Origin of the sequence: Tropicimonas omnivorans (assembly GCF_031846565.1) — a bacterium.
Classification (GTDB): domain Bacteria; phylum Pseudomonadota; class Alphaproteobacteria; order Rhodobacterales; family Rhodobacteraceae; genus Tropicimonas_B; species Tropicimonas_B omnivorans.
Genome location: NZ_JAVRHL010000003.1, coordinates 902,783 through 916,987, shown reverse-complemented (window position 1 = coordinate 916,987; position 14,205 = coordinate 902,783). Strand labels below are relative to the sequence as shown.

General features: G+C 67.1%; 14 protein-coding genes. 10 read left to right on the top strand and 4 right to left on the bottom strand.

Translation table 11 applies throughout. The features are described from left to right. Window positions 1-2: 2 nt before the first annotated feature. Genes lpxA through lpxB form a run of 3 tightly spaced genes read left to right on the top strand, consistent with a single transcriptional unit; the run spans window position 3 to window position 2,760 of the window. Window positions 3-800, top strand: coding sequence for an acyl-ACP--UDP-N-acetylglucosamine O-acyltransferase (gene lpxA / locus RM543_RS14975; RefSeq protein WP_311693029.1), 798 nt, complete (start codon window positions 3-5; stop codon window positions 798-800). Next, the gene (locus RM543_RS14970; RefSeq protein WP_311693027.1) at window positions 797-1,600 is read left to right on the top strand and encodes an LpxI family protein; all 804 of its coding nucleotides are present in this window, start codon (window positions 797-799) and stop codon (window positions 1,598-1,600) included. The genes lpxA and RM543_RS14970 overlap by 4 nt, the downstream gene beginning before the upstream one ends. Next, window positions 1,597-2,760 carry a lipid-A-disaccharide synthase gene (gene lpxB, locus RM543_RS14965; RefSeq protein WP_311693025.1) on the top strand — a complete coding sequence of 388 codons (1,164 nt, stop codon included), beginning with the start codon at window positions 1,597-1,599 and terminating at the stop codon, window positions 2,758-2,760. The genes RM543_RS14970 and lpxB overlap by 4 nt, the downstream gene beginning before the upstream one ends. Before the next feature lie 23 nt (window positions 2,761-2,783). On the opposite strand, the gene RM543_RS14960 is transcribed toward lpxB, so the two are convergent. Then, window positions 2,784-3,887, bottom strand: coding sequence for a flagellar motor switch protein FliG (locus RM543_RS14960; RefSeq protein ID WP_311693023.1), 1,104 nt, complete (start codon window positions 3,885-3,887; stop codon window positions 2,784-2,786). A 137-nt stretch (window positions 3,888-4,024) separates the two neighbouring features. Then, on the bottom strand, window positions 4,025-5,332 hold the full coding sequence (gene purB / locus RM543_RS14955) for an adenylosuccinate lyase (protein ID WP_311693021.1): 1,308 nt from the start codon (window positions 5,330-5,332) through the stop codon (window positions 4,025-4,027). Window positions 5,333-5,425: 93 nt separating this feature from the next. Here purB and RM543_RS14950 point away from each other — a divergent pair, with 93 nt between their 5' ends. From RM543_RS14950 to RM543_RS14920, 7 genes are all read left to right on the top strand, one after another. Next, window positions 5,426-5,830, top strand: coding sequence for a DUF6314 family protein (locus RM543_RS14950; RefSeq protein WP_311693019.1), 405 nt, complete (start codon window positions 5,426-5,428; stop codon window positions 5,828-5,830). A gap of 131 nt (window positions 5,831-5,961) precedes the next feature. Continuing rightward, the gene (locus RM543_RS14945) at window positions 5,962-6,597 is read left to right on the top strand and encodes a biotin transporter BioY (protein WP_311693380.1); all 636 of its coding nucleotides are present in this window, start codon (window positions 5,962-5,964) and stop codon (window positions 6,595-6,597) included. Between the two features lie 255 nt (window positions 6,598-6,852). After that, the gene (gene zwf / locus RM543_RS14940) at window positions 6,853-8,307 is read left to right on the top strand and encodes a glucose-6-phosphate dehydrogenase (protein WP_311693017.1); all 1,455 of its coding nucleotides are present in this window, start codon (window positions 6,853-6,855) and stop codon (window positions 8,305-8,307) included. Continuing rightward, entirely contained in the window at window positions 8,304-8,975 is a 672-nt protein-coding gene (gene pgl / locus RM543_RS14935) for a 6-phosphogluconolactonase (protein ID WP_311693016.1), read from the top strand. The genes zwf and pgl overlap by 4 nt, the downstream gene beginning before the upstream one ends. A gap of 97 nt (window positions 8,976-9,072) precedes the next feature. Then, the gene (gene pgi, locus RM543_RS14930; RefSeq protein WP_311693015.1) at window positions 9,073-10,674 is read left to right on the top strand and encodes a glucose-6-phosphate isomerase; all 1,602 of its coding nucleotides are present in this window, start codon (window positions 9,073-9,075) and stop codon (window positions 10,672-10,674) included. A gap of 268 nt (window positions 10,675-10,942) precedes the next feature. Further along, a complete protein-coding gene (locus RM543_RS14925) occupies window positions 10,943-11,926 on the top strand; it encodes an MDR family oxidoreductase (RefSeq protein WP_311693013.1) in 984 nt (327 codons plus the stop codon). Then, a complete protein-coding gene (locus RM543_RS14920) occupies window positions 11,923-13,356 on the top strand; it encodes a cryptochrome/photolyase family protein (protein ID WP_311693012.1) in 1,434 nt (477 codons plus the stop codon). The genes RM543_RS14925 and RM543_RS14920 overlap by 4 nt, the downstream gene beginning before the upstream one ends. 84 nt (window positions 13,357-13,440) lie before the next feature. On the opposite strand, the gene RM543_RS14915 is transcribed toward RM543_RS14920, so the two are convergent. Further along, window positions 13,441-13,632 (bottom strand): hypothetical protein, encoded by a 192-nt coding sequence (locus tag RM543_RS14915; RefSeq protein ID WP_311693010.1) that lies wholly within the window; start codon window positions 13,630-13,632, stop codon window positions 13,441-13,443. Continuing rightward, window positions 13,632-14,180, bottom strand: coding sequence for a hypoxanthine phosphoribosyltransferase (gene hpt, locus RM543_RS14910; protein WP_311693008.1), 549 nt, complete (start codon window positions 14,178-14,180; stop codon window positions 13,632-13,634). The genes RM543_RS14915 and hpt overlap by 1 nt, the downstream gene beginning before the upstream one ends. Window positions 14,181-14,205 lie beyond the last annotated feature (25 nt).

Below are 14,205 nucleotides of genomic sequence, written 5' to 3'. Positions count from 1 at the left end.
CCTTGGCGATTGACCCGACCGCCCGCATCCACCCGCTGGCCGCCGTCGAGGACGGGGCCGAGATCGGCCCAGGCGCCACGGTCGGCCCCTTCGCCGTGATCGGCGGGAAGGTCACCCTCGGTGCGAATGTCGAGATCCGCAGCCATGCCATCGTCACCGGGCGCACCCGCATCGGCGACAGCACGGTCGTCTTTTCCTTCGCCGTTCTGGGGGAGATCCCGCAGGACCTTAAATTCGCCGGCGAGGAAACGGAGCTGCGCATCGGTGCGCGCTGCCGCATCCGTGAGCATGTCACGATGAACACCGGCACGGCCGGCGGCGGCGGTCTGACCTCTGTCGGCGATGACGGCCTGTTCATGGCCGGGAGCCACGTCGCTCATGATTGCGTGGTCGGCAACAACATCATCATGGCGAACAATTCCGCCCTAGCCGGGCATTGCGTGGTCGAGGACGAGGTCATCATCGGCGGTCTCTCGGGCATCCACCAGTTCGTGCGTCTCGGCCGCGGCGCGATCATCGGCGCGGTCTCCATGGTCACACACGACGTCATCCCCTTCGGTCTCGTGCAGGCGCCACGCGGACGGCTCGACGGCCTGAACCTCGTCGGTCTGAAGCGGCGCGGCGTTCCGCGGGAGGACATCACAGCCCTTCGCGCCGCCTATCAGATGCTGGCGCAGGGCGAGGGTGCATTCCAGGAACGGGCCCGCCGCCTCGGCGACGAGACGGACAGCGACTACGTCCGCCAGATCGTCGAGTTCGTCACCGGCGCGTCGGACCGGTCCTACCTCAAGCCCGAATGACGGTCGCGCTGGTCGCGGGGTCTGGGCGCCTTCCGGCGATCCTTCAGGCGCGGCTGGGACCGGAGGCTTTGCTCTGCGCGGTCGAGGGCGCCGCCGCCGGGCTGGGTCGTGCGCCCGATATGGTCTTCCGCATCGAGACGATGGGATCCGCCATGGCCGAGATGCGGGCGATGGGGGCAACCCGCGTCTGCCTCGCCGGCGCCATGCGCCGCCCGGCCATCGATCGAAGCGCGGTCGACGAGGTCAGTCGCCCGATCCTCGAGCGCCTTCTACCAGAGCTGTCGAAGGGGGACGACGCCGCCCTCCGGGCCGTTCTGTCCGCGTTCGAGGAGGCGGGCCTGACCCCGATCGCGGCGCATGAGATTGCACCGGACCTTCTGCCTCCGGCCGGTTGTCCGACCCGCGCGGCGCCGGGCCCGGACATCGAGGCCGACCGCCTTCGTGCCGCTGCCATCGTCAGCGCGCTCGGTGCCTCCGATCTCGGACAATCCTGCGTGGTTGCCGGGGGGCAGGTGCTCGCCGTCGAGGCCGCTCCCGGCACCGACTGGATGCTGGACAGTCTGGCCGGCGAGGTTCCCGGGCGACCGGACGGGGCGCGAGGGCTTCTCTGGAAGGCGCCGAAGCCCGGCCAGGATCTGCGCGCGGACATGCCGGCGATCGGTCCCGAGACCGTGACACGCGCCGCGGCGGCCGGTCTCGCCGGGATCGCGGTCGAAAGCGGCGGCGTCCTGGTGCTCGATCTGCCCGAAATCGTCGCCCGCGCCGACGCTGCCGGTCTCTTCCTCTGGATCGCCCCATGACGCATGTCTTCGTCATTGCCGGCGAAGCGTCCGGGGATACCCTCGGGGCTGGCCTCATCGCCGGGTTGCGGGCGCGCGATCCCTCCCTCGTCGTTTCTGGTGTCGGTGGGCCGAAGATGGCGGCCGAGGGGCTGACGTCGCTCTTCGACATGGACGATCTGTCCGTCATGGGGCTGGCGGAGGTGCTCGCGCGATATCCGCTTCTGAGGCGGCGCCTGAAACAGACGATTGCGGCCGGGGTCGAGGCCGCTCCCGATGTGGTGATCGGGATCGACAGTCCGGATTTCTGCCTGCGGGCCTATCGCGGAATACGCGCGGCGCGTCCGGATCAGCGGATCGTACATTATGTCGCGCCGTCCGTCTGGGCATGGCGCCCCGGGCGGGCGCGGACGATGGCCCGCGATGTCGACCAGGTTCTCGCGCTTCTGCCGTTCGAGCCGCCCTACATGGAAGCCGCCGGGATGGAGTGCGACGTCGTCGGCCATCCCGCGGCGCGCGCGCCGGTCGCCTCGACAGAGGCCGCGGAGGCGTTCAGGGCACGGCATGACATCGACGGTCCCCTTCTAACGGTCCTCCCCGGCAGCCGGACGTCCGAAATTGCACGGCTTGCAGAACCGTTCGGAGAAGCGTTGAAGGCGCTGGGGCGCAGCGGCCTGCGCGTGGTCGTTCCGGTGGCCCCGGGCAAGGACGCCGAGGTCGCCCGGGCGACAGTGGACTGGCCGGGCGCCCCGATTCTTCTTCCGCCGGACGAGGTCGAGGATCGGCGGGCTGCGCTCGCTGCATCCGACGCGGCCCTCGCGGCGTCGGGAACGGTGTCACTCGAACTCGCCCGGGCGGGGCTGCCGATGGTCATCGCGTATGACATGGCCCCGCTCAGCCGCTGGATCATATCGCGGATGCTGCAGGTGGATACGGTGACGCTGGTCAATCTGGTGTCCGAAAGCCGCGTCGTTCCCGAGTTTATCGGGAAGAATTGCCGGCCGGCCGGGATCGCGGGGGCGCTGGCGCACCTGCTCGATGATGCCAAGGCCCGCCAAGCGCAACTGGACGCCATGGCGCTGACCATGGAACGGCTCGGGGCGGACGGGCCGCCGCCCGGGGACCGCGCAGCCGAGGCGGTGCTGCGCCGGCTCGAGGACCGATCCTCGCGGCACCGCTGAGCCCGGCACGGGGCCGGCCATGATCATTCCTCTGCCAGTAGGAGGATCTCGCTCGCGTCGATCAGCTCGCGAATGGACGAGATGACGGCCGTTATCGCCTCCTCGCCGTCGTCGTCGCTGATGGGCCCCTGTTCCTCGATCTCCTCCCGCAGACTGTCCGCCATCCGCTTGGACATGTTGTCGAGAAGGAAATCACGCGACGGCTCCAGTGGGCCGACGGCAAAGGCGAGGGCCTTCAGAAGAACGCCGGGCTCTATGACGCGCACGACTTTCGGGACATCCCGCGGATCGATGCGCGCGGGGATGTTGGAGAAGGTGAAGATCGCTTTTCGGACTTCCGCGGCGAATTCTGAATCGGTTTCGTCCAGCCATTCCAGAACCTCGTCCCGCGTCGCTGCACGGGAGGAATTGAGGATCGCGCCGACGCGTTCGACGGGGCGGATGTCGAATGCGGTGGCGGGTTCCGCATCGAGCTGCTGGGCGAGGGAGAGACCGATACGCCGGACGGTATCGGGTGCGACGCGTCCCGTGCGCGATATCGCGTAGGACAGCCGTCGCGCCCGCTCGCCGGGCAATTTGCCGAGGAGGATCGCGGCCCGGGCGACATCCAGCTTGGACAGAAGGACGGCGCCGACCTCAACCCCCTCGTCTTCGAGCACGCCCAGGAGGCGTTCGTTGTCGAGCCCGGCGATCCGAAGCCAGGGGTCACCCTTGGCCGCGACGCCGGATTCCCGGCGCAGCCGGGAGATCGTCGCCGGGCTTATATGTCCGTCCAGGAGATCGAGGGCATCGGCGAGCCCCTCGGGGAAGGTGAGGCCGACGCGGCCCAGAACCTCGCAGAACTCCGCGGCCACGTCCTCCACCACGTCCTTCTCGACCAGTCCCATCGATGCGATCTGCTGCGCGAGGGAGACCTGCAGCCCCTCCGCGAGATCTTCGAGGGAGAGGGCCGCGTCACCTTCGATCATGAGCCGCACGACGATGGCGGCCTTTTGTTTCCGGGTCAGGTGATCGCCCGCACCCGTACGGGCCGGAAGCGGCGCATCTCCGGCCGGAGGATTTTCGCCAATGGGCATGGCCAGCGGCATGGCCATGGGGATCGCCAGGGGTTGCAGGTCGTTCGGCACGCGCCGTCGCTCCAGGTCAGGTCTCAAACGAGACTCTGATTTAGCGACGGCGCCTTAATGCGATGTTACGGCCAGCGGAGGAAAGATCGCAAGTCCCGAGGCAGGAGGTTCAACTCCTTATCACGAAACGACAAATATCAGACCTCGCCGAAAACCCGGCGGAAGATCGTGTCGACGTGCTTGGTATGGTGGCCGAGATCGAAGACAGCCTCGACCCCGTCTGTGCCGAGGGCATCCATCACCTCTGCGTCGGCGAGCAATTCCTCTTTGAAGTCAGCGCCTTGCTCCCAGACCTTCATGGCATTCCGCTGCACCAGGGAATAGGCGCCCTCGCGGGTGACGCCGGCCTGCGTCAGGGCGAGGAGTACACGCTGGGAATGGACGAGACCGCGGAACTTGTTGAGATTCGCCATCATGTTGTCGGGATAGACCACGAGGTTCTCGATCACGCCGGTCAGCCGTGCGAGCGCGAAATCGAGGTGGATCGTCGCGTCCGGCCCGATGCCACGCTCAACGGAGGAATGCGAAATATCCCTTTCGTGCCATAGCGTCACGTTCTCGAGCGCTGGCGTCACGGCGGAGCGGACGAGGCGGGCGAGACCGGTCAGGTTCTCGGTCAGGACAGGGTTGCGCTTGTGCGGCATGGCCGAGGAGCCCTTCTGGCCCTTCGAGAAGAACTCTTCCGCTTCAAGGACTTCTGTACGCTGCATGTGGCGGATCTCGGTCGCCACGTTCTCGATCGAGGAGGCGATGACGCCGAGGGTCGCGAAGAACATGGCGTGGCGGTCGCGCGGGATGACCTGTGTGCTGATTGGTTCGGGAACAAGCCCCAGCTTGGCGCAGACATGCTCTTCGACGGACGGATCGATATTGGCGAAGGTGCCGACGGCGCCGGAGATCGCGCCGGTTGCGACCTCCTCGCGGGCGCGCAGGAGGCGCTCCCGGCCACGAGCCATCTCGGCATGAAAGCGGGCGAAGGTGAGGCCCATCGTGGTGGGCTCGGCATGGATCCCGTGGGAGCGGCCGATGCGGACCGTATCCTTGTGCTCCATCGCCCGTTTCTTCAGGGCATCCAGAAGCCCGTCCATGTCGGCGAGGAGAATGTCCGCGGCACGGACGAGCTGGACGTTCAGCGTCGTGTCGAGCACGTCGGACGAGGTCATTCCCTGGTGTACGAACCTGGCCTGATCCTCACCGACGATTTCGGACAGGTGCGTGAGGAAGGCGATGACGTCGTGCTTGGTGACGCGTTCGATCTCGTCGATCCGGGCGACGTCGAACTCGGTGCCTTCGGCGGTCCAGACAGCCTCGGCGCTCTCCTTCGGAATGACGCCGAGAGCCGCCTGTGCATCGCAGGCATGGGCCTCGATCTCGAACCAGATGCGGAACTTGGTCTCGGGCGACCAGATGGCTGTCATCTCGGGGCGGGAATAGCGGGGGATCATCGTGGGCGCCTTTCTGAGGCTGGCTTTTGGGCTTTCGCACGGGGCGGCTCGTCCTTAGCCTCGCCTCCCTGTGGCGGCAAGATGCGGGGGGCGATGCCGGAGCTTGCGAAGTTCGAGGGGCGCTGGTCCCTGGACCGGTCCATCGAGGATCGGCGCGCGGGGCAGACCGGCCGGTTCGAGGGCGACGCCGTGTTCGACGCGTCGCCGGACGGTCTGATCTACCGCGAGGCCGGATCGCTGAGACTGGGGCAGGGGCCTGCGATGCGGTCGGAGCGGCGGTATGTCTGGCGGGAAGCGAGCGGAGGGATCGCCGTGACCTTCGAGGACGGTCGGCCGTTTCACCGGTTTTCCGACACCGCGCCGGAGGCGTTACATCTTTGCGGTCCCGACAGGTACGAGGTCGCGTACGACTTTTCCGGCTGGCCCTACTGGACGGCGACCTGGACCGTTTCGGGACCTGCGAAAGATTACACGATGACCAGTCGGTACAGGCGGTAGGCGGCGTGATATCCGCCGCTTACGCGATGTGATTCCCGGCGATCCGTCGCCGCATCGGCCGCTTCGCCTTGAACGGGGCGCCGCTTTGCGACAAAGCTGGCTCACCGAGAGGATTGCCTGGGAGAATGAGCATGGCATTAGCGATGACCGGCCGGATGACACTGGCCGAATCGATTGGGCCGCTTGAGGGCCGCGAGGCGCAGACGAAGAACGTGCTGCTCGTCGCGGTCGGGATCGTCCTTCTGACGGTCGCGGCGCAGATCAAGCTGCCGGTGCCGCCCTCCCCGGTGGCGGTGAACCTCGGGACGTTCGCCGTTCTGACCATCGGCGCCGCCTACGGGCCGCGCCTCGGCCTGACCACGATCCTGCTTTACATGGCGATCGGTGCGCTTGGCTTCGACATCTTCCAGAGCTCCACCGCCGAGATGAACGGCGTGAGCTACATGATGGGCACGACCGGCGGCTATCTCGTGGGCTACGTGCTTGCGGTCGGCGCGATGGGGCTTCTGGCCCGCCGCGGCTGGGACCGCTCGCCGGTGAAGATGGTCGGCGCGATGCTGATCGGGAACGCCGTGATCTACCTGCCCGGCCTCGCATGGCTCGCGGTCCTGATCGCGGGCGGGATGCACCAGCCGGAGGTCTACAGCTCGGTCTTCAATCAGACGCTGGCCTGGGGCGCGCTGCCGTTCCTCGTCGGGGACGCGATGAAGCTGGCTCTCGCCGCGCTTCTGGTGCCTGCGGCCTGGAAACTCCTCGGCCGCAAGTAACGCCGATCATAGAGTTTAGCGATCAAAGCGCCCTCCGGATCTCCGGCGGGCGTTTTCGCGTTCGAAAAGGGCAGGAGGGCGCCGCTCGTTCCTTGCATCTTCCGGCACTTGTCCAGAGAGTCGCCGTCGACGGCGGCTCTGCCCCTTTCTGTCGCGTGCCTAGGCTTTCCCGGGCGCCTCGATTGCGCTAACGGCTCCATCTCGTGACGCCGGCAGCCCGGTGGACGGAGCCCTTTGCCAAGGAGCTAAACGCAGATGGTAGCGCGCATCATTCCGGTCGACCCGTTCGACCTCGTGATCTTCGGCGGAACGGGTGATCTCGCCCGGCGGAAGATCTATCCCGGTCTCTATCAGCGCATGAAGGCGGGGCAGATGCCCGCGGAGGCCCGCATCGTGGGCGCCGCGCGCTCGGAGCACGACGACGAGGAATTCCGCGGCATCGTGCGGGACGCGCTGATCGAGTTCGTGCCGGAGAAGGACATCGATTCCGAAACGCTGGAGGCCTTTCTCGCCTGCCTCTCCTACGAGGCGGTGGATGCCCGCGGCGATGCCGGCTGGGAGGAACTGAAAGGACATATCCGCGACGGCGTCGTCCACGCCTTCTACTTCTCCGTCGCGCCGTCGCTCTTCGGCGATCTGGCGGAGCGGCTGCATACCTACGGCATGGCGGGCGACGGGTGCCGCATCGTCGTCGAGAAGCCCTTCGGACACGACCTCGCAAGTGCCAAGGAACTGAACGCCACGCTGGAGAAGCACTTCTCCGAGGAGCAGATCTACCGCATCGATCATTACCTCGGGAAGGAGACCGTCCAGAACCTGATGGCCGTGCGCTTCGGCAACGTGCTCTTTGAGCCGCTCTGGAACGCGCAATATGTCGACCACATCCAGATCACCGTGGCCGAAACCGTCGGCGTCGGCGGCCGGGGCGAGTATTACGACCGCTCCGGCGCCATGCGGGACATGGTGCAGAACCACCTCATGCAGCTTCTGTGCCTGATCGCGATGGAGCCGCCCTCCCGGTTCGGCTCGGACGAGGTGCGGGACGAGAAGCTCAAGGTGATCCGGGCCCTCGAGCCGGTGCAGCCCCATCACATCATCCGCGGCCAGTACGAGGCGAAGGGAGACGAGCCCGATTTCCGCGAGGATGCCGGCGATCCGCGTTCGCGCACCGAGAGCTTCATCGCCCTGCGCCTCGCCATCTCCAACTGGCGATGGGCGGGCACCCCGTTCTACCTGCGCACCGGCAAGAAGCTGAAGGCGCGGACCTCCGAGATCGCCGTCGTCTTCAAGGACGCGCCGCACTCGATCTTCGACGAAACCGGCAAGAGCCACCGCAACATCCTGACGATCCGGCTCCAGCCCAACGAGGGCATGGAACTGTGCGTGACGATCAAGGAGCCGGGTCCGGGGGGCATGCGCCTCGTGGACGTCCCGCTCGACATGACCTTCGCGGATGCCCTCGGCCCGGATGGCGCCGACATTCCGGAGGCCTACGAGCGGCTCATCATGGACGTGATCCGCGGCAACCAGACGCTGTTCATGCGCGGTGACGAGGTGGAGGCAGCCTGGGCGTGGACCGATCCCCTGATCGCGGGGTGGGAGGCGCGCAACGATGTGCCGAAACCCTACGAGCCCGGATCCAGCGGGCCGGAGGATGCGTTGATGCTCATGCACCGCGACGGACGCAAATGGCGGGAGATCAAGGCATGAACTTTCAGGAATATCCCGACCGCGAGATCCTGATGATGGATCTGGCCGACCGGATCTCGAGTGAACTCAAGGGTCATCTGCTGACCAATGACCGGGCAACGCTCTGCATTCCCGGCGGCTCCACACCGGGGCCGGCCTTCGACATCCTGTCCGGCGTGCGGCTTCCCTGGGACCGTATTTCGGTGATGTTGAACGACGAACGCTGGGTGCCGGAGGACAGCCCGCGCTCGAATACGCGCCTCGTGAGGGAGCGGCTTCTGACGGAGCATGCCGCGGCCGCGCAGATGGTGCCGCTCCATGCCGATGTGCCGACCCCGGAGGAGGGGCTGGGCGCACTGTCCGACGATGTCGAGGCGCACCTGCCGATCACGGTCCTGCTCCTCGGGATGGGGACGGACGGGCACACCGCCTCGCTCTTTCCGGGCGCCGACCAGCTCGAGGCCGCCTTCGCTCCGGATGCGCCGGCGCTCATGGCCATGCGCGCCGAAGGGGCGGACGAGCCGCGGATCACCCTGTCCGCCCGTGCCTTGCGCACGGCGATGAGCACGCACGTGCTGATCACCGGCGCGGAGAAGCGCGAGGTGCTGGAAGCCGCCGCGAAGAAGCCCGAGCTGGAGGCGCCGATCCGCGGCTTCCTCGGCGCCGCCACGGTGCATTGGGCGGCGTAGGACCGCCCCGCCCGCTATACGTGAACTTCAAAGGCGCCGCCCGCGGCAAGGGACCCCTCTTGCAGGCGCCACGACCTGAGGGAGCCGATCCGTAACCATGCTGGACAAGTTGAAGGCGCACCGCGCCAAAACCGAAGGCCGCACAATCGCAAGCCTGTTCGAGACGCCGGACCGCGCGCACCGCTTTTCGGTCGAAACAGGGGATCTGCTGTTCGACTATTCCAAGACGAGCATCGACACCGAGGCCCAGTGGCTGCTGCGGCAGCTGGCCGAAACCGCCGGCGTGGCCCGGCGCCGGGACGAGATGTTCGCCGGCAAGGCGATCAACGAGACCGAAGGGCGCGCCGTCCTGCATACCGCTCTGCGCAACATGGACGGCGATGCGGTCGAGGTGGACGGCAAGGACGTGATGCCCGGCGTTCTGGAGACGCTCTCCCGCATGTCGGACTTTGCCGAGGAGGTCCGCGAGGGACGGTTCGAGGGGCAGGGCGGCCGGATCACGGACGTGGTCAATATCGGCATCGGCGGCTCGGACCTGGGTCCCGCCATGGCGACGCTGGCGCTAGCGCCCTACCATGACGGCCCGCGGTGCCACTTCGTCTCCAACGTGGACGGCGCGGATATCGCAACTGCGCTTCAGGGGCTCGACCCGCAGACGACCCTTGTCATCGTCGCCTCCAAGACCTTCACCACCGCCGAGACCATGACCAACGCCGAGACCGCGCGCGACTGGATGGGCGAGGTGGTCTCCGATCCCGCATTCCAGTTCGCGGCGCTCTCTTCGGCGAAGGACAAGACAGCGGAGTTCGGCATCGATCCCTCCCGCGTCTTCGGCTTCGAAGACTGGGTCGGCGGGCGCTACTCGATGTGGGGGCCGATCGGCCTGTCGCTGATGATCGCCATCGGGCCGGACGCGTTCCGTGCCTTCCTGCGCGGCGGGCAGGCGATGGACCTGCATTTCCGCTCTGCCGAGATGAAGGAGAACATGCCGGTTCTCCTCGCCCTCGTCGGCATCTGGAACCACCAGGTCTGCGGCTATCCCACGCGCGCGGTCCTGCCCTACGAGCAGCGCCTCGCGCGACTTCCGGCCTATCTGCAGCAGCTCGAAATGGAGAGCAACGGCAAGCGCGTCCGTATGGACGGCAGCGCGCTGGACGAGGTGTCCGGGCCCGTCGTCTGGGGTGAGCCCGGCACGAATGGTCAGCACGCTTTCTACCAGCTCATCCACCAGGGCACCGGCGTCGTGCCGTGCGAATTCATGGTCGGGGCCCGCGGGTTCGAGGACGAGCTGGAGCACCAGCACACGCTCCTCGTCGCCAATTGCCTCGCGCAGGCCGAAGCGCTGATGCGGGGGCGCTCCATGGACGAGGCGCGCGAGATCATGCGGGGGAAGGGCCTCGAGGGAGACGAGCTGGAGCGTCAGGCCGCCCACCGTGTCTTCCCGGGAAACCGCCCCTCCACCATGCTGGTCTATCCCCAGCTCACCCCCGAAATCCTCGGTCAGATCGTCGCGCTCTACGAGCATCGCGTGTTCGTCGAGGGGGTGATTCTCGGGATCAACAGCTTCGATCAGTGGGGCGTCGAACTCGGCAAGGAGCTTGCGAAATCGCTGGAGCCGGTTCTGACCGGTCAGGACGCCGGTACGGACAAGGATGAATCGACCCGCATGCTGGTCGCGCGGCTGCGCGCGCTGAAGTAAGAGGCTCGGCCGGGCCACTCGCGACGCTGCCGCAGATCTGGGCGCGCGAGTCGCGGCCGGAAGCGCGCGTTTGCGTGGACCTGCGGACGATACCACGTGTCCCGTCGCGTGGCCTGCAGGCGCGCCCCTCGGGTGGCTCCGCTAATCATCGTAGGCCGGTGAAGGCGGAGACAACCGCCGCGGGGGGGCGACACGGGGCACGACCGACCTATCCTCCATGCGGGAAGCGGCCCTCTGCCGCGCAAGATGATACGGACAGGGAGATCCCATGAAAGCCCTCATTCTCGACAAGCCCGATGGCGGCGACGTTTCCTCCGAAATCCGCGAGACGGCCGAAGACAGCCTGCCGGACGGCGACGTGACGGTGGCGGTCGAATATTCCACCGTGAACTACAAGGACGCGCTCGTGCTCGCGGGGCAGGGCGGGCTCGTGAAAACGTACCCGCATGTGCCCGGCATCGATTTTGCCGGCACCGTCGAGACCTCCTCCGATGAGCGCTACGCTCCGGGAGACCGCGTGATCCTCACCGGATGGCGCGTCGGCGAAATCCATTGGGGCGGCTACGCCGAAAAGGCGCGCGTAAAGGCCGACTGGCTCGTCCCGGCGCCGGACGGACTGGACGCGCGTGCGGCGATGGCGCTTGGAACGGCCGGCTTCACGGCCATGCTGGCGATCATGGCTTTGGAAGAGCACGGGCTCACGCCGGATCGGGGCGAGGTCCTCGTGACCGGCGCGTCGGGCGGCGTCGGCTCCGTCGCGACGGCGATCCTGTCGCGCCTCGGCTACCATGTCGCGGCGGTGACCGGCCGGCCCGAGCAGGAGGAGTACCTGCGATCCCTCGGCGCCCGCAGCATCGTTCCGCGGTCGGAGCTGTCCGAAGGCGGCAAGCCGCTCGAAAGCGAACGCTGGGCGGGATGCGTCGACGCGGTAGGCGGCACGATGCTTGCCCGCGTCCTGTCGCAGATGAAGCATGGCGGCTCGGTCGCCGCGGTTGGCCTTGCCGGCGGCTCGAAGCTGGAAACGACGGTGGTTCCCTTCCTGCTGCGCGGCGTGAACCTCCTCGGCATCGACAGCGTGACCGCACCTTACGCGAAGCGCGTGACGGCCTGGGACCGGCTCGCCCGCGACATGCCATCCGAGCTCCTGGAGCAGACGATCCGCATGGCGACCCTCGAGGAGGTGCCGCAGATCGGGCGCGACATGCTTCAGAACAAGACCCATGGCCGGGTCGTGGTCGACCTGTCGGAATGAGTGACGGCGATACGAGCAGCCCGATCCTCTTCTGGTTTCGCCGGGACCTGCGCCTGTCCGATCACCCCGGCCTGTCCAAGGTTGCATCGACGGGCCGTCCCGTCATACCGGTCTTCATCTGCGATCCGAGCGTCGACGGTCTCGGCGCCGCGCCGAAATGGCGGCTCGGGGAAGCGCTGCGCGTCTTTTCGGAGGCGCTCGAGGCGAAGGGCAGCCGCCTGATCCTTCGTCGCGGAAACGCCCTGCCGATCCTGCGCGGGCTTGCGGAGGAGACGGGGGCAGGCGCCGTGCACTGGTCCCGCCTCTACGATCCCGACGCCCGCGAGCGCGACGAGGCGGTGAAGTCGGATCTCAAGGGTGACGGCATCGAGGCGGTGAGCCATGCCGGACATCTTCTCTTCGAACCGTGGACCGTGGAAACCAAGCAGGGCGGGTACTACAAGGTCTACACACCGTTCTGGCGCGCGGTGAAGGATCGCGATCCGGGCACGGCATCTTCCGCCCCGAGCGAACTTGCGGCGCCGAAGCACTGGCCCGACAGCGACCGGCTGGGTGACTGGGACATGGGCGCCGCGATGGATCGTGGCGCCGCCGTGGTCGCGAAACATGCCCGCGTGGGCGAGCAGAAGGCGCAGCAGCGCCTCGGCACCTTCATCTCGAATATCATCGAGGGCTACGACGCATCGCGCGATCTGCCGGGCGAGGACGGCACGTCCCGCCTCAGCGAGAATCTCACCTATGGGGAGATCGGCATCCGTGCCTGCTGGGAGGCCGCGCAGAGGGCGCGGGAGGACGGCAAGGATGGCGCCGAAACGTTCCTCGGCGAACTCGTCTGGCGCGACTTCGCCTATCACCTGCTCTACCACACGCCGCGTCTCGTCTCCGGCAACTGGCGCGAGGAGTGGGACGCCTTTCCCTGGAACGAGGACGAACGGAGCGCCGAGGTAAAGGCCTGGAAGCAGGGGCGGACGGGAATGCCCTTCGTCGATGCCGCGATGCGGGAAATGTTCGTCACCGGAACGATGCACAACCGCGGACGGATGATCGTCGCGAGCTACCTGACGAAACACCTGATGTGCCACTGGAAGATCGGGATGAAATGGTTTGAGGACTGCCTGATCGACTGGGACATCGCCAACAACTCGATGGGCTGGCAATGGGCGGCCGGATCGGGACCGGACGCGACGCCCTATTTCCGCGTTTTCAATCCCGAAACGCAGATCGAGAAGTTCGACCGGGACGGCGCCTATCGCCGCGCCTTCATCGCCGAGGGACAGGAGGATCCGCCCGAGACCGCGCTCGACTACTTCGAGGCGATTCCCCGGCGCTGGACGATGTCCCCGGCCGATGAATATCCCGAAGAGCCCATCGTCGGTGCGAAAGAGGGCCGTGAGGCTGCGCTCAAGGCGTACAAGGAGCGGGACTTCTGAGGGACTGTCGGCCCGCATCGTGACGGCGAGGCCCGGCAGCGCCCGACCCTCGGCGAGGACGGGGCACGCAGGCCCGCACGATCCTCACTGAACCCGCATTCCGCCGCCCCGTCCGATACGGTCAGCCTGCATCCAGTCGGGCAGGAGGCCGAAATGCTCCAGCCCGAAGAGGGCGAGACAGGCCGCGATGATGCTGAGAATCAGCAGGAACCTGCCCCAGGACGGCGGGTTCTGCACCAACCGCTTGGCCCGCAGGAGGTGCCGCGGGTTCAGCATCAGGTCTCGTCCGTGAAGCGGACCGAGCCGATGAAGGGCAGGTTGCGGTTGCGCTGCGCGAAATCGATCCCGTAGCCGACGACGAACTCGTCCGGGATCTCGAAGCCAGTCCACGACGCCTTGAACGGCACTTCGCGGCGGGAAGGCTTGTCGAGAAGCGCGATGGTCTCGAGCCGCCGGGGGGAGCGGCTCTTGAGGAGCGAGGTCACGTGGGTCAGGGTGTGCCCCGTATCGACGATGTCCTCGACCACGAGGACGTCCCGTCCGCCGATCTGTCCGCGAAGATCCTTCAGGATCCGCACCTCGCGGCTCGACGTCATTCCTGAGCCGTAGGAGGACGCTTCGAGGAAGTCGACCTCCACCGGCATGTCGTGAAGTTCACGCACGAGGTCGGCAATGAAGACGAAGCTGCCGCGCAGCAGACCGACGACGACGAGCTGGTCCGTCCCCCTGAACGCGGTCTCGATTTCGCGGGCGAGGTGCTCGATTCGGGCGGCCACTGTCTTGGCACTGATCATCGTATCGATGACGTATGGGCGGTCTGTCACGGCTTTTGTCCTTGATCTGCGCCCG